The sequence below is a fragment of the Kitasatospora sp. NPDC114501 genome (genome assembly GCF_055633695.1).
This window is the reverse complement of record NZ_JBVKDS010000001.1, coordinates 33,718-48,317: the sequence shown is the minus strand read 5'-3', so window position 1 is coordinate 48,317 and position 14,600 is coordinate 33,718. Positions and strand designations below refer to the sequence as shown.

14 protein-coding genes are annotated in these 14,600 nt (G+C 72.7%); 1 reads left to right on the top strand and 13 read right to left on the bottom strand.

Annotated elements, in window-relative coordinates:
- Positions 1-18: 18 nt before the first annotated feature.
- The 12 genes from ACZ7RU_RS00225 to ACZ7RU_RS00170 all read right to left on the bottom strand — a co-directional run bounded on the left by ACZ7RU_RS00225 (position 19) and on the right by ACZ7RU_RS00170 (position 11,911).
- Positions 19-1,272, bottom strand: coding sequence for an MFS transporter (locus tag ACZ7RU_RS00225; protein WP_470338715.1), 1,254 nt, complete (start codon positions 1,270-1,272; stop codon positions 19-21).
- Positions 1,269-2,618, bottom strand: coding sequence for an amidohydrolase family protein (locus ACZ7RU_RS00220; protein WP_470338714.1), 1,350 nt, complete (start codon positions 2,616-2,618; stop codon positions 1,269-1,271). The genes ACZ7RU_RS00225 and ACZ7RU_RS00220 overlap by 4 nt, the downstream gene beginning before the upstream one ends.
- Complete coding sequence (locus tag ACZ7RU_RS00215; protein ID WP_470338713.1) at positions 2,615-3,868, bottom strand: ATP-grasp domain-containing protein; 1,254 nt, start codon at positions 3,866-3,868, stop codon at positions 2,615-2,617. Before ACZ7RU_RS00215 ends, ACZ7RU_RS00220 begins: the two co-directional genes overlap by 4 nt.
- Before the next feature lie 88 nt (positions 3,869-3,956).
- The gene (locus ACZ7RU_RS00210; RefSeq protein ID WP_470338712.1) at positions 3,957-4,907 is read right to left on the bottom strand and encodes a transketolase family protein; all 951 of its coding nucleotides are present in this window, start codon (positions 4,905-4,907) and stop codon (positions 3,957-3,959) included.
- The gene (locus tag ACZ7RU_RS00205) at positions 4,904-5,722 is read right to left on the bottom strand and encodes a transketolase (protein WP_470338711.1); all 819 of its coding nucleotides are present in this window, start codon (positions 5,720-5,722) and stop codon (positions 4,904-4,906) included. The genes ACZ7RU_RS00210 and ACZ7RU_RS00205 overlap by 4 nt, the downstream gene beginning before the upstream one ends.
- Positions 5,719-7,572, bottom strand: a complete 1,854-nt coding sequence (locus ACZ7RU_RS00200; RefSeq protein WP_470338710.1) for a M20/M25/M40 family metallo-hydrolase — start codon at positions 7,570-7,572, stop codon at positions 5,719-5,721. The genes ACZ7RU_RS00205 and ACZ7RU_RS00200 overlap by 4 nt, the downstream gene beginning before the upstream one ends.
- A complete protein-coding gene (gene argC, locus ACZ7RU_RS00195) occupies positions 7,569-8,621 on the bottom strand; it encodes an N-acetyl-gamma-glutamyl-phosphate reductase (protein ID WP_470338709.1) in 1,053 nt (350 codons plus the stop codon). Before argC ends, ACZ7RU_RS00200 begins: the two co-directional genes overlap by 4 nt.
- A complete protein-coding gene (locus ACZ7RU_RS00190; RefSeq protein WP_470338708.1) occupies positions 8,614-9,933 on the bottom strand; it encodes a DegT/DnrJ/EryC1/StrS aminotransferase family protein in 1,320 nt (439 codons plus the stop codon). The genes argC and ACZ7RU_RS00190 overlap by 8 nt, the downstream gene beginning before the upstream one ends.
- Positions 9,933-10,562 carry a degT/DnrJ/EryC1/StrS aminotransferase gene (locus ACZ7RU_RS00185; protein ID WP_470338707.1) on the bottom strand — a complete coding sequence of 210 codons (630 nt, stop codon included), beginning with the start codon at positions 10,560-10,562 and terminating at the stop codon, positions 9,933-9,935. Before ACZ7RU_RS00185 ends, ACZ7RU_RS00190 begins: the two co-directional genes overlap by 1 nt.
- Positions 10,563-10,576: 14 nt before the next feature.
- Positions 10,577-11,446, bottom strand: a complete 870-nt coding sequence (locus ACZ7RU_RS00180; RefSeq protein WP_470338706.1) for a RimK family alpha-L-glutamate ligase — start codon at positions 11,444-11,446, stop codon at positions 10,577-10,579.
- Positions 11,443-11,631, bottom strand: coding sequence for a lysine biosynthesis protein LysW (locus ACZ7RU_RS00175; protein WP_049648974.1), 189 nt, complete (start codon positions 11,629-11,631; stop codon positions 11,443-11,445). The genes ACZ7RU_RS00180 and ACZ7RU_RS00175 overlap by 4 nt, the downstream gene beginning before the upstream one ends.
- 115 nt (positions 11,632-11,746) lie before the next feature.
- A complete protein-coding gene (locus tag ACZ7RU_RS00170) occupies positions 11,747-11,911 on the bottom strand; it encodes a hypothetical protein (protein ID WP_470338705.1) in 165 nt (54 codons plus the stop codon).
- Positions 11,912-12,047: 136 nt separating this feature from the next.
- On the opposite strand from ACZ7RU_RS00170, the gene ACZ7RU_RS00165 reads away from it, so the two are divergent.
- A complete protein-coding gene (locus ACZ7RU_RS00165) occupies positions 12,048-13,085 on the top strand; it encodes a LuxR C-terminal-related transcriptional regulator (RefSeq protein ID WP_470338704.1) in 1,038 nt (345 codons plus the stop codon).
- 129 nt (positions 13,086-13,214) lie between these two features.
- On the opposite strand, the gene ACZ7RU_RS00160 is transcribed toward ACZ7RU_RS00165, so the two are convergent.
- Complete coding sequence (locus ACZ7RU_RS00160) at positions 13,215-14,522, bottom strand: glycoside hydrolase family 18 protein (RefSeq protein WP_470338703.1); 1,308 nt, start codon at positions 14,520-14,522, stop codon at positions 13,215-13,217.
- Between the last annotated feature and the right edge of the window lie 78 nt (positions 14,523-14,600).

Here is a 14,600-nt window from a genome sequence, read left to right as displayed (position 1 = left end):
GCGACCGCTCGGGTGCTGTCAGGCGGACGCGGCGCCCACGGCGTCCGACGAGTCGTCCTCCGCCTTCCGGGACGCCTCGGCCGCGCCGTTCTCCTTCCGGCCCACCAGGCAGGCCACCGCACAGCCGACGGCGACCACCGCGTCCACGTACCAGTTCGCGCCCGGCACCCCGGCGGAGCGCGACAGGTCGAACAGCACACCCGCGAGCACCGAGCCTGCCATGTTCCCGGCGCTGCGGAAGAAGTGCATCGCCCCCATCGCCTTGGCGAGTTGACGCTCGGGGACCTTGCGAGCGATCCACATGTCGAAGGACGGCACGAAGAGGATCTCGCCCAGGACCACCGTCAGCGCCCCGACCACCACCCAGGCCGCGCCGCGCCCCGCGCCGAGGGCGGTGAACGCCACCGTCATGCCGGTGAGGCCGATCGCCATCACCACGGCCGGGTCGAGCCGGCCGATCAGGAACTTGAACACCGGGTACTGGAGCACCAGGATGCTCAGCCCGGTGATCCAGAACGGCGCGGAGGGCGCCCACTGCGGCACGTACCGCTCCATGTGCAGCGGGATGCCGACGATGAAGCCGATCGACAGGAACCAGAACACGGACGAGAGCAGGAAGTAGCGGGTGGCGCCGCGGATGTCGATGCCCTTGAACACCGCCGTGGAGAACAGCGGCCCGCGGGCGGCCCCGGCGGCGGACTCCGTCGGCGCCGGCGCCTGGAAGCCGTCCCGGGGGATGAACGACGAGGCCGCCAGGCAGAACGCGAGGAAGATCGCGAACACCACCGAGAACAGGGTGCTCAGTTCGACGTCGGCCAGCACCGCGCCCAGCATGGCGCCGCCGAACACGCCGACCTGGCCGGCCATCTGGAAGGTCGAGAAGGCCTTGGGGCGCTCGTCGTCCGGGTAGGAGGCCAGGACGTTCTTCAGGCCGGGGAAGGAGGTGCCCGAGCCGAAGCCGATGAAGAAGGCGAGCACGGCGTAGACGAACACCCCGCTGCCGAAGCCCATCAGGCCCAGCGCCACCGCCTCCAGCGCGGTGCCGAGGAAGACCGCACCGCGGATGCCGATGCGCAGCGCGACGCCCTCGTAGAAGAAGGTGGCGAGCAGCCGCCCGACGTACGTCATGGCCATCACGACGCCGGCCCAGAAGCCGCTGTCCACCCCGCCGAGCGAGGCCACCAGCACGGGGAACCAGATGTAGCTGCCGGTGTTCGCGAGGAGGATGCCGGCGTTGACGCCGATCAGCGCCCGCCTGCGGTCGACGGTCACAGTGCGGCCCTCTCCTTCGTCTCGTCCGTGGTCGTCCCGGCCGCCGCGGCGGCGCGGAGTCCGGCGACGGCCCGGGCGATCGCCGGGCGGTCGATCGGCGTCCCCCGCACGACGGTGGCGGTGGGCAGCGCGGAGAGCGGTCGGCCGGGGGTGTGCAGGTTGTAGGTGGCCGGCGCCCCGACGCTGATCGGGTGGGCGGCCCCGGACTCGCCGCGCAGCTCGTCGAAGTAGCGCCGGCCGCCGACGGTGGCCTGGTGGCGCAGCGCCGTGGCGAGCGAGGGGTCGTCCCCGCGCAGCAGGTCGAGCTCCCCGAGCAGCGAGTAGCCGTGGTACGCGCCGGTGTTGCCCGAGTCGGTGCCGACCAGCAGGTTGCCCTCGCGCAGCGCGGCCAGGGCGTTGCGGCGCATGTCGCCCAGTGCGCCGGTGCGGGTCTCCTGGAGGCCGTAGGTGATCCCGTAGGGCTGCTCCAGGCCGCGGACGGCGTCCAGGTTGCGGACGTCCTGGGTCTCGGCGAAGCCCTCGCGGCCGTACTCGGCGAGGAAGTCGTCGGCGGTCATGATCATCGGGCGCAGGCCGGACAGGGTGGAGACGAACCGGGCGCCCGCGAGGTCCTTCCACTCGGCGTCGCCGAGGGTGCGGTCCCGGACCGTGTGGGCGAAGAGCCGGAAGCCGCAGTCGTAGGCCCAGCGGGTCTCCTCCAGGGTGTTGCAGTCGATCACCGCGGTGATGCCGCGCTCGGCGGCGATCCGCGCGGTGAACCGCAGCACCCGCTCCGAGAGGCGGGAGAAGCGCACCCGGGAGCCGGGCTGCTCGGTGCCGTCGGTGAACATGACCTTGAGGAAGGTCGCGCCGCGCTCGGCGTTGTTGCGCAGCGCCTGGTCGAGGTCGGCCTCGACCGCGAGCATGTACACCGGGGTCGGGAACTCCACGCCGTGGCCGGAGAGGCCGGCCGCGTTGGTCATCGCCGTCACCGCGTAGCCGCAGTGGACCAGTTCGGGGTACGGCAGGGCCGATTCGGCCCGGCCGGCCTCCCAGGCGTCGGCCACCATCGGGAAGCCGAACATGTCCACCACGTGGGTGACGCCGTGGTAGAGGTACTGGAGGGCGATGATCCGCGGGTCCTCGGCGGTGTCGTCGAAGTTGGCGGGCAGGGCGATGTGGGCGTGGGTCTCGGTGTAGCCGGGCCACAGCTCCGGCTCGTCGCCGCGGCGGGTGCCCGAGGGCTCGATCCGGGTGAAGACCCCGTCCTCGACCGTCACGTCGAACAGCGCCTCGGCGTCCAGGGCGGGGACGGCCACGCCCGACAGCACGGCGGGCCGCCGCTGCTCGGGGGTGGCCGCGCTCACCGGGCCACCTCGACCGACAGGCGCAGGTCGATGCGGTCCAGGCCGTCCTGGCAGCGCTTGGCGGCCTCGTCCCGGTCGCCGCCGGTGAAGATGACGTGGCCGATCCAGTCGAAGTTGCTGCGGGAGAGCCGGTTGACGGCCGCGCCGGGCTTCTTGTACCCGAGGGCGCTGTGGAAGCCGGGCAGGTCGGTGAGGGCGTCGAACCCGATGGACTCGACCGTCCCGGCGACCGGGGAGCCGAACCAGTGGCCGCTGGCGGTGGTCCCGCGCGGGAAGGCCAGCTCGGGACGCTCGCCCAGGGCCAGGCGGATCACCTCCAGGTACGGGTCCACGCCGGAGCTGATCTCCATCAGGGTCGGCACGATCCCGCCGGCCAGGCGGCCGTTGACCTCGCACAGCACCGGGCCGTCCGGGCCGAGCAGCCACTCGGTGTGGATGAAGCCGAAGTCCACGCCGAGGCCGTTCAGCACGGCGGTGGTGGCGGTGAACAGCTCGTCCTGGAGCGGGTGGCCGCTGAAGTAGGTGAGACCCATCTCGATGAAGTACGGGAACCCGCTGAGCGAGCGGTCGGTCAGGCCGAGGTGGACCACCTCGCCCCCGGCGAGCACGCAGGACTCGACGGAGATCAGCTCGCCGGTGACGAACTCCTCGATGACGATCTCCGGGATGCGCACGACGCCGCGGCCGTAGTCGGCGACCTGGGCGAGCTCGGCGAGGTAGTCCCGCAGGTCCGACTCGTCCTTGAGGTGCAGCACGTGGAGGCTGGCGGTGCCGTCGGAGGGCTTGGCCACGCAGGGGAAGCCGACCTCGCGGACGGCGGCCTCCACCTCGGCGGGGTCGGTGGCCACCGCGAAGCGCGGCTGGCGGACGCCGGTGCCGTCCAGGACGGTGCGGGTGAGGTGCTTGTGGCGGGCGTTGCGGGCGCCGTCGACGCTCATGCCCGGCAGGCCGAGCGCCTCGGCGACGGCGGCGGTGTGCACCGTGTGGTACTCGCTGTAGGTGGTGACGCCGTGGATCGGCTTGTCGGCGTGCAGCTGCTGGGCGAGGTCGATCAGCTCGTCGATGGAGAAGGCCTGCTCGCTCTTGACGACCTGGCAGTTCGGGTGGGCGTAGGCCGCCTCGGTCAGCGGCGAGACGCCGAGGTAGAAGTCGGGGTCGACCGAGACCAGGGTGACGTCGTGCCCCAGCTCCAGGGCGTTGGCGATACCGGCGATCCCGTTCGGGTTGCACTCGATCATGAGGATGTGCATGGCTGTGCTCCTTGTCAGGCTGGGCTAAGGGGGTGACGGGTGGTCCGGGGTGTCCGGACAGGCGGCGGAAGGGGTGGCGGGCGCCCGCTCAGCGGACGCAGGCTCCGACGGCGGCCGGCAGCCGGCCGGCACCGCCGGCCCGGGCCACCGCCGAGAGCACGGCGGGCAGCGAGAGTCCGACCGCGGCCATGACCTCCTCGTGGTCGCCGCCGGTGGAGGGCCAGGTCAGGTCCGCGCTCGCCGCGGTGACCTCGCAGCCGGGCATCAGCAGCGCGAGGGCCTCGGCCGCCCCGCCCTGGGCGCGGTGCTCCTCGACCACGACGAACCGCCGGTGGTGGCGCGACAGTTCGGCCGCGGCGCGGGCCAGGTTCGGGTGGTCCAGGTAGACCAGGTGGGCGTGGGCCGGGCCGGGGCGGGCCTCCCGCGCGGCCAGCGCCAGGCGGGTGCCCTCCTCCCCCACCGACACCAGGCAGACCTCGTCCGGATCGGCCCGGAACTCCCAGTTGACCAGCGGCGGCTGCGCTCCCTCCCAGTCCAGCGAGCGGTACTGGGCGTTGCGCCCGGTGCGGATGTAGTGCGGCCGGCCGGAGCGCACGGCCTCGCGGACCACCGCGCGCATCTCCGCCTCCCCGTAGGGGGCGGCGATGACCACGCCCGGGATGCTGCGCAGGACGGCGAGGTCCTCCAGGCAGTGGTGGGTGGTGCCGAACCAGGCGCCGGAGACGCCCGCGTAGGGCGCCACCACGGTGACCCCGGCGTTCAGGTAGCCCAGCGTCAGCTTGAGGCTCTCCGCCGCGCGCAGCGCCGCGAAGGGCGCGAAGGTGCTGACGAAGGGCTTGTACCCGCCCGCGGCGAGGCCGGCCGCCATGTCGACCATGGCGCCCTCGGCGATGCCGAGGTTGAAGAAGCGGTCGGGGTGGGCGGCCTGGAACGGGTGGCCCTTGCCGCCGAGGTCCGCCTCCAGGCAGACGATGGTGTCGTCCTCGGCGGCGAGCCCGGTCAGCTCGTCACGGTAGGCGTCACGGCCCGAGAGGGTCATCGGATCGCTCGCTTCCACTTGGCGGCGCGCGTGGCGTCGATGGTCACGTAGTGGGAGCCGGCCTTGCCCTCCACGGCGGGCACGCCCTTCCCCTTGACGGTGGCCGCGATCACGGCCAGCGGCCTGCGGGCCCCGGCGCGGTCGCCGGCCAGCAGTTCGGTGAGCGCCGCCAGGTCGTGCCCGTCGGTCTCGGCGACCTCGAACCCGAAGGCGGCGAACCGCTCGGCGAGCCGGGGCAGCGGCGAGATGTCGGCCACCAGGCCGTCGTTCTGGCCGCCGTTGCGGTCGACCACCAGCACGAAGTTGCCCAGTTCCTGGGCCACGGCGACCTGGCAGGTCTCCCAGACCAGGCCCTCCTGGAGCTCGCCGTCGCCCGCGACGGCGATGCCGAGACCGCTCCGGCCGCCGAGCTTGCGCGCCAGCGCCCAGCCGGCGGCGTACGGGACGCCGTGGCCGAGGCTCCCGGTGGGGAAGCGCACGCCCGGGACCTTGGGGCCCGGGTGGCCGGTGAACGGCTCGCCCGCCAGGCCGTAGCGCGGGGTCGGGTCCTCCGGGAGCACGCCGCTGACGTGCAGGGCCGCGTAGAGGCCGGCGGCGGCGTGCCCCTTGCTGAGCACGACCTCGGTGCCGTCCCCGGCCGAGGCCCGGTGCAGTGCGGCGATCAGGATGTCCAGGACGGACAGGCTGCCGCCGAGGTGGCAGCCGCGCGGCCCGGCGGCCATGTCGACCACGAGCCGGCGGGCCCGTACGGCCCGGTCGGTGAGGACGGACAGCAGGCCGTCCTCGGCCCGCGGCGGGGCGAGCACCGCGCTCATCGACGGCTCCCCTCGGGCAGGGCGAACCACCGGTTGACGGCGTCGGCGAGCAGCGAGCGGGCGGTGCGGTACTCCATGGCGCCGATCCGTTCCTCGTCGGTGTGGTCCAGCGAGGAGTCGCCGGGGCCGTACGCCACCATGGGGACGTCGTGCCAGGTGGTGGCCAGCGTGTTCATGTCCGACGTGCCCTTCTTCACGACGAAGCGGGGCCGGATGTCGGCGTCCGCGAAGGCCCGGCCGAAGACCTTGACCAGCGGGCTGGAGCGGCCGCCCACGTAGCCGGGGGTGGCCCGCAGCACCTCGACGGCCACCCCGGGACGGACCTGGTCGAGCGCGGCCGAGCGCAGCGCGGCGAGGTCCGCGGTGGGCGGCACCCGGAAGTTGAGGATCCCGGTGGCGTGGTTGTGCTCGCGTCCGGTCCCGCTGCTGATCTCGATGACCGCGCTCAGCGCGTCGGCCGCCTCGGCCAGCACCGCCGTCCGGATGCCGCCGAGCGCCTCGATCAGGAGGTCGGGGGCGGAGACCGCGTCCTGTCCGGCCGAGTGGCCGCTGGGCACCGACGCCGTCACCTCGAGCTTGAAGAGCCCGAAGTAGCCGAGCGTCAGCTTCTGCGCGCCGCTGGGCTCGCCGATGACGACCGCGTCGGCCGGGTAGTTGTCGCGGACGTGGAAGGCGCCCTTGGAGGAGGAGATCTCCTCCTCGACCGCGCCGACCACGCACAGCTGGCCGTCCTCGGGGATGTCCGCGTGGGCGAGCACCTCCAGGAAGCTGGCCAGGCTGCCCTTGGCGTCGACGCTGCCGCGGCCCCACAGCTCGCCGTCGCGCCACTCGGCCGGCCAGCGGTGCGGCACGGTGTCGAGGTGGCCGAGGAGCAGCAGCCGGCGGGGGCCGATGCCGCGGCTGGCGACGAGGTTGCCCACCTCGTCGACCGCGGCGTCCATGCCGCGCTCCCGGCACCACTCGGCCAGCAGGGTGGCGAGTTCGGCCTCGTCGCCGGAGACCGAGGGCACCGAGACCACCCGGGTCAGCAGGCTCAGGTCGGCGGAGGGCTCGCGCACCCGCCAGAACCTGGTCCAGTTCGCCGGCTCGGCCATGGTGTGCGGCCCGGTGATGGCCACGTCGGCGCTGCCCTCCAGGGCGATCTCGGCCGCGCGGACCTTCTGCCGCATGCGTCCCGCGGCGTACCGCGCTCCGTCGCCCGGGTAGGCGTCGGCCAGCGTGGAGCGCGGGTCGTCCTTGTCCGTGAGCAGTCCGGCGGTGCCGGTGACCAGCCGCAGGTGGTCGGCGTCGAGCGCGTTGGCGAGGACCGCCGCGAGCACGTCGGCGTCGACGTTGAGCGGGGCGCCGCCGTCCGGGTCGGCGACCGGCGCGGACAGGCAGACCAGGTCGTAGCTGTCGAGCAGGGCGTTCAGCCGCTCGGTGTCCACCCGGGCGGGCACGCCCGCCCGGTGGTCGCGGACCACGATCGGCCGGCCCTCGGCGGACAGCGCCTTCAGCGGGCGGTTGGCCCGCCCGGTCACCAGCCCGCCGCGCGCCGCGACGGCGGTGAAGACGCCGAGCCCGAGGGCCCGTGCCTCCCGCTCGACGGCGGGCAGGGTGACCCGCTCGTAGGCGTCGACCAGGTGGGCCATCTCCTCGGGCGGGCAGTAGCGCACCTCGTCGCCGTTGGCGAGCCGCAGCTGCGGCATCGGGCGGGCGATCGCGCGGTAGTGGGTCTCGATGCCGGTGGCACCGCCGGCGACCAGCAGGACCCGGGCGCCCCGGGCCACCAGGTCGGCCAGCTCCTTGTGGATCGTCCCGTGGTCGAGGGTGGCGCTGCCGACCTTGACCACGTACAGCGGGCGGCTCACGGCGACACCGCCGTGGTGGGCAGTCCGGCCGTCTCGTCCAGGCCGAAGATCAGGTTCATCGCCTGGATCGCCTGCCCGGCCGCGCCCTTGATCAGGTTGTCCAGGGCCGCCACCGCGACGCACTGGTCGCCGCGGACCGCGACCGCCACCTCGGCGACGTTCGAGCCGACGACCGCCTTGAGCATCGGGAAGTCCTGCGCCGCCTTGGGGGCCGGCCGGACCCGGACGAAGGGCTTGCCGAGGTACGCCTTGGCGTAGGCCCGCTTCACGTCCAACGCCGTGACACCGTCCCGCAGTTCGGTGTACGCGGTGACCATGATGCCGCGCGACACGTCGAGGCTGTGGGTGGAGAACCGCAGGTCCACGGCGGCGCCGGTGAGGTCGGCGATCGCCTGCTGGACCTCCGGGGCGTGCCGGTGCCCGTGCAGCTTGTGCACCCGGATGTTGCCGCTGCGCTCGGCGTGCGGCTCGCCGCCGCCGCGACCGCTCCCGGTGGAGCCGGTCTTGGCGTCGACCACGACCCGGTCGGTCGCGAGCGAGGCGGCGAACATCGGGTAGAGCGCGTAGATGGTGGTGACGGCCATGCAGCCGGGCAGGCTGATGAACCGCTCCTGCGGCACCTCCGGGCTCAACTCGGGTACGTAGTAGGCGAACTCCTCGCTCGGCGGGTTCGCGGCGGTCTTCGGGTAGTGGGTCCGGACGTCGTCGCCGTCGCGCAGCCGGAAGTCGCCGCCCAGGTTGAGCACCCGCTTGGCGTTGTCGGCGATCAGCGGCAGCTGCTCCGGCAGGGTGCCGGTCGGCAGGCAGCCGAAGGCGACGTCGACGGGGCCGGCCTCGGCGAGCTGCGCCAGCGGCCGGAGCGTGAGCGAGCCGGCCCTGGGGTGGTTGCGCAGCCACGGGTGGACGCTGCCGACGGTGGCGCCGGCGTTGCGCTCCGCGGAGAGGAACGCGAGTTCCACGCCGGGGTGTTCGAGCAGCAGCCGGATCACCTCCCCGCCGGTGTAGCCGCTCGCGCCGATGACGGCGACGCGGATCTTCTCGTCAGCCAAGGCGGGCCGCCTTCTCCCACGGACGGCGGTAGTCGCCGCTCTCGACGAGCTTGCGGATGGCGTCCGGGCGCCGGGCGACCTTCCGGAAGGCGTCCGCGTAGCGCAGGATCCGCTCGTACTCGACCGGGGAGCGCAGCTCGCGGCAGAGCACCAGGGTGCTGTCGAGCATGCCCAGGGTGACCGGGAAGTCCTCGGGCCGGTGGTCGCGCACGGCGTCCGGGTTGAGCGAGAACGGGTAGCCGTTGCCGAAGCCGTCGCGGTGCTGGAACGGCAGGTGGCACGGGATCGGGGTGTTCTGCCACTCGCGGGCCGGCACGCCCTCGGCGACCAGCAGCTCGTGCACCGCCTCCTTGACGGCGTGCACCGGCAGGTCCTCCAGGCCGACGGCCTCCGGGTGCAGGGTGGTCCGGTACATGTTGTACGCGTGCACGTGCCCGTCCGGGACGTGCGGCGGCGTGAACAGGCCGGTCCCCGCCAGGGCCTCGCCGAGCAGGGCCGCGTTGCGGGCCCGGATCTCGTCGTAGTACGGCAGCCGGGCCAGCTGGCTGGTGCCGAAGGCGGCGGCCACCCACGACATGCCGTAGTCGATGGCGTGGCGCTCCAGGTAGTCGACCGCCCGGCGGTACGCCTCCTCGGTGGCGTAGAAGGCGATGCCGCCCTCGCCGCCGAGCGGGAAGTTCTTGTCGGCCATCAGGCTCTGTCCGGCGGCGTCGCCGAAGGAGCCGGCCACCCGGTCGCCGATCTTGGCGGAGTGGGCGTGCGAGGCGTCCTCGACGAGCGCGATGCCGTGCTCGTCGGCCAGGGCGCGCAGGGCGGGCACGTCGGCGGGCAGGCCGTGGACGTGCACCGGCATGAGCGCCCTGGTCCGCGGGGTGATCGCGGCGGCCGCGGCCTGCGGGTCCATGCAGTACGTGCGGGGGTCGATGTCGACGAACACCGGGATCGCGTGCGCGGCGACCACGGCCTGCGCGGTGGCGATGAAGGTGAACGCCGGGACGATCACCTCGTCGCCGGGCTGCACGCCGGCGCCGACCAGGGCCATGTGCAGGCTGGAGGTGCCGCTGGCGGTGGGCAGGGCGTACTCGGCGCCGACGTAGGCGCGGTACGCCTCGGCGAAGTCGGCCACGACCTTGTCGGGCGACTGCCGCTGGGCGAGCATCAGGTTGAAGACGTCTTCCTTGGTGATGATCGGGAAGAGCGTGCGGCGCTGGGCCTTGGGGATCATCGCGCCGCCGCCGAGGGCGGCGAGCTCGTCGGCGAGGTCGGCGGCGGTGGGCAGGGGCAGTGGGGAACTCGGGAAGTCGGTGATCATCAGCGTGCTCCGGAGGTTGCGGCGGCGGGGCGCGCCGCGTGGGTGAGGGCCATCCGTACGCAACCGGCCACCAGGGGGCTCAGCCGGTAGTTGAACTGGACCCCCGGTACCAGATCGGCGTCGGCCTCCTGCTGCGTCCACATCGTGCGCAGGTCGTAGGCGCCGAAGATCTTCAGCCGCTCGGCCCGGGCCCAGAGCCGATCGTCGTCGGTGAGCACGGCGGCGGCCGGGCCGAAGCCGAGCCCGCTCAGGTCCACCACCAGAGCGGGGGCGGTGGCGTCGGCGGTCAGCTCGTCCAGGCGGCCGGCGTTCTCGGGGGTCAGGGAGACGAAGTCGAAGGCGGCCGGGGCCTGCCCCTCGACGGTGACGCCGAGCCAGCCCAGGAAGGCCACGGTGGCCTCGTCCGGCTCGGGCAGGGACACGGTGTCGCCGTGGCCGATGCCCTGACCGGCCAGGGCCGCGTGCAGGGCGCCGGTCCGGCTGTTCAGCAGGACGGCCTTGGCGCGGCCGGTCCGCTTGGTCAGCAGCCGCTCCAGGGCGGGCAGTTCACGGTCGCTCTTCTCGATGCTCATGACCACGCCCGAGGTGAGTACGCGGGCGAGCACCGTCGCGGTGTCGAACAGTTCCATGGATCCTCTCCGGGTCACACGGCCGCGGCCGCCAGCTGCCCCGCGACATAGGTGGCGAGGTGGCCGGCGACGTTCACTCCGTGCAGGGCGGAGGAGCGGGCGAATTCGGGGTTGGCGTTCACTTCCAGCACGAGCAGTTCACCGGTGGCGCGGTCCTCCACCAGGTCGACCCCGTAGAAACCGGGGCCGAGGACGTCGACGACCTGGCCGCAGAGCTTCTCCATCTCCGGGGTGACGTCGACGCGCCGGACCTCGGCGCCCAGGTGGGTGTTGGTTCGCCAGTCGTCCGAGACCCGCTGGATCGCCACGACCGGGGTGCTCCCGACGACGACCACGCGCAGGTCGTGGCCGGGCTTGTCGATGTACTGCTGCACGATGACGGGGAAGAGCTTGCCCGCGGCGTCCACGGACTCGCGCCCGGCGGCCCAGGCCTCCAGGCACGCGTCGTCCGCGAGCTTGGTGACGCCGCGCCCCCAGGACCCGCTGACCGGCTTGACCACCGCGGGCATGCCCAGTTCGGCCACGATCGCACGGACCTGGTCGTAGCTGAAGGCGTGCCGGGTGAGCGGGTGGGGGATTCCGTGCCGGGCGAAGAGCAGCGCCTGCAGGCCCTTGTCGTTGCAGGTCTCGATGGTCGACGCGCGGTTGAGCGTGGTGATTCCGGCGTGTTCCAGGCGGCACGAGACGCTGATCGCGTCACGGTGCGACAGGTTGCGGATCAGGGCCAGGCCCGGCGGGTCGGTGTGACCCGCCACGACCTCGGCCAGATCCTCCATGAGGAGTGGAGTCGCCGTCAGACCCTCCCCACGCAACGCCCCGAGGAGGAGCTTCTCCTCGGGGCGGAGCATGGTGGCCGACAGCAGGACTCGGCCGGCGGATGTCACTCGCCCCAGTCCTCTTCCACCTCGGGGGCCAGGTCGAGGCGGACGCCGGCCTCGGACTTCTCGACGACCTCGTGCTCCTGGCCGCAGGCCGCGCACTCGGTCACCTCACCCCGCTCCCAGGCCTCGTCGACCTCGAAGTCGGTGTCGCACACCAGGCATTTCGGTACGGCAATCGCAGCGGTCATTTCTCTCTCCTTGTGAATGTCGGCACGCCGGAATAGGCGAAACGTGATTCGCAGCACTCCCGCAGGTCCGCGGACCGGCGATACTGTCCAGGGGCGGCGGATTCCCGCCGGTCGATCAGGCCCAGCCGGGGTCGCCCGGCAGGAGCGCGGCGTTGCTGGCGGCAGCGGTGGGGGCGCTGCCGGAGACGCTCGGCACGGCGGAAACGACGATCACCGCGAGGGCGGCCATAACGACGGACGCGAGGATTCGACCCGGGAACCGCATGATCTTCATTTCCATCCACCCCTAGATAGATCTCTCCGTTTGCGCCGGGGGTTTCCCCGGCACACAGAGAGAATGCCTGGGAATGGGTCCTTGCCAGAAGAGATCCGATGGCTCAGGATCGTGCACTGCAAGATTCCGAAGGGGGTGGCACATGTGCGACATATCAGACGCCAGTGGCCCGGAGGCTAACCCCGGGCCATGTGACGAGGGGATCACGTTCTACCGCAAGGCCGTCCTGTTGGGGAGGGCTCCGACCGCGGCACCGCCCGCGTGCCTGACCGAGCTGGGGCTGCTGACGGCGGCGCTGGGCGATCCGTCGGTCCTGGTACCGGTCCCGCCCGAGGTCGCCACCACGGCCCTGCTGCACCCGATGGAGCAGCAGATCCTCGAACAGCAGCAACAGGTGGCCGCGATCCGGACCGCCATGTCCCAGGTCGAGAGCGTCTACCGGACGCTGCGCAGGGAGGGCGGGGACACCGTCCAGCGGCTCGGCGGCGCGGCGGTGATCGCCGCCGCGGTGGCGGAGACGACCCAGGCGACCGAGCGGGAACTGCTCACCGCGCACCCGGGCGGCAGCCGGCCGACCGACGTCCTCGCCAGATCGCTGGTCCTGGCGCTGGACGCGCAGAAACGGGGGGTCCGCCAGCGCACGCTCTACCAGCACTCCGTCCGGGCGCACTACCCGACGCTGGACTACATCAAGGCCGTCACCGATGCCGGCATCGAGGTGCGGACCGTCGACGAGGTGTTCGACCGGCTCATCATCTGCGACCGCTCGGTGGCGTTCATCCCGGACAAGGAGCTGGAGCACCACAACCACGCGCTCAAGATCACCGATTCCGGCGTGGTGCACTTCCTGGCCTCGGTCTTCGAGCACGCCTGGGAGCGGGCCGCACCGGTCGTCTACGAGAGCGACCACCAGCGCCCACCGCTGCTGACCGACGAGACCCGGCTGCGGGTGCTCCAGCTCATGGTGGACGGCTACACGGACGCGGCGATCGCCAGCCGGCTCGGCATCAGCTCGCGGACCGTGGCGAGCCACCTCAAGAAGGTGTCGGAGATCCTCGGCAGCAACAGTCGGGCCCAGCTCGCCTACCTGACGGCGCAGAGCGGCATCCTGGACGGCTCCCCGCCGCCCGCCCGGCAGCCCCGGGGCCCGCGCGCGGAGCCGGCCGGGCCGACCGCGTAGCAGGGCCCGCCGCGGGTGCGTCCGCGGCGGGCCCTGGGTACGGGGGTCGTACGGCGTGGGAGCCGTGCGGGATGGAAGTCGTACGGGGTGGGAGTCGTACGAGTGGGAGTCGTACGGGTGGGGGAGCGGTCAGTCGCGGCGCAGGCCGCGGTCCAGCGCGGCGATCGCGCTGCCCTGGGCGTCGTCGCCGTCCAGCGACCAGACCATCACCCCGGCCAGGTCGTTCCAGCGCGTGTAGCGCGCCTTCTGGGTGAGCACCTCGGCGGTGTCGTAGCTGTAGAAGGTGGTGCCGTCGTACTTCCAGGACGCGCCGTGGTCACGGTCCAGGTGGACCTTGCCCGGCAGCGCGTTGATCTCCTGGTACGAGTGGTCGGGCGCGGCCGCGGTGGCGCTCTGGAACAGGCCGCCGCGCCGGCCGGGGGCGACGCCGGTCCAGCCGTGGCCGTACAGCGGGGCGCCCAGGACGAGCTGCTCGGAGGGCAGGCCGCGCTCCTGGTAGTGCACGACGGCCTTGTCGGCGCTGCGTTGCCGCGGGTCCGGGTCGGCCGGGTCGGAGTACAGCGGGGCCTGGTGGTTGGCCGGCCCCTTCCCCTCCCACGGGCCATGCAGGTCGTAGGTCATCACGTTCAGCCAGTCCACCGACTCGCTGAGCCGCGGCAGTTCGAGCCGGTCGGCGACGGTCTCGTTGGCGGCCACGGCGGCGGTCAGCAGGTAGTGCTTGCCCTTCCTGCCGCTCAGCGCGTCCAGCTGGTCGCGGAACTCCCGCATCAGCAGGGTGAAGTTGCGGCCGTCCTCGGGGCGGACCACGTTGCCGGCGTCCCCGCCGCCGCCCGGGTACTCCCAGTCGATGTCGATGCCGTCGAAGACGCCCGCGGCCGCGGCCCTGCCGCCCTCCGGGGAGTCGGCCAGGACCGGCACGTCGCCCTTGAGGTAGAGGTCGATGCAGGAGGAGACGAACTTCTTGCGGGCCTCGTCGGTGGCCGCCGCGTCGGAGAAGTACTTGGACCAGCTCCAGCCGCCGAGCGAGATGACCGTGCGCAGCTGGGGGTTCTTCGCCTTGAGCTTGCGCAGCTGGTTGAAGTGGCCCTTCAGCCGCTGGTCGGGGGCGTCGGCCACGCCGTCCACCGACTCTGCGGCGGAGAAGGGGCGCTGGTAGTCGTTGCGGGCGTCGCTCTGGCCGGCCTCGTTGCTCTCGAAGCAGGTGCCCTCGGCGGAGACGTTGCCGAAGGCGTAGTTGATGACGGTGAGCCTGGCCGCCTGGCCGGACTCCTGGACCCGCTTGGCGGAGCTGTCGGCGCCCCACTGGGTGAAGTAGCCGACCCGCTGGCCCTTCAGCTTCGGGCCGTGCCGTCCGTCGGCGGCGTCGGCGGTGGCGGGGGCGGCGAGCAGCGCGGCGACGGTGGCGGCGGCGAGCAGGGCTGAGGCGCGAGTGGGCATACCGGACCTGTTCTCTGAAGCGGCGTCAAATGGTCTGGACCAGATGAGAGAGAGGTTTAGTCCATCCGCCGTTCACCG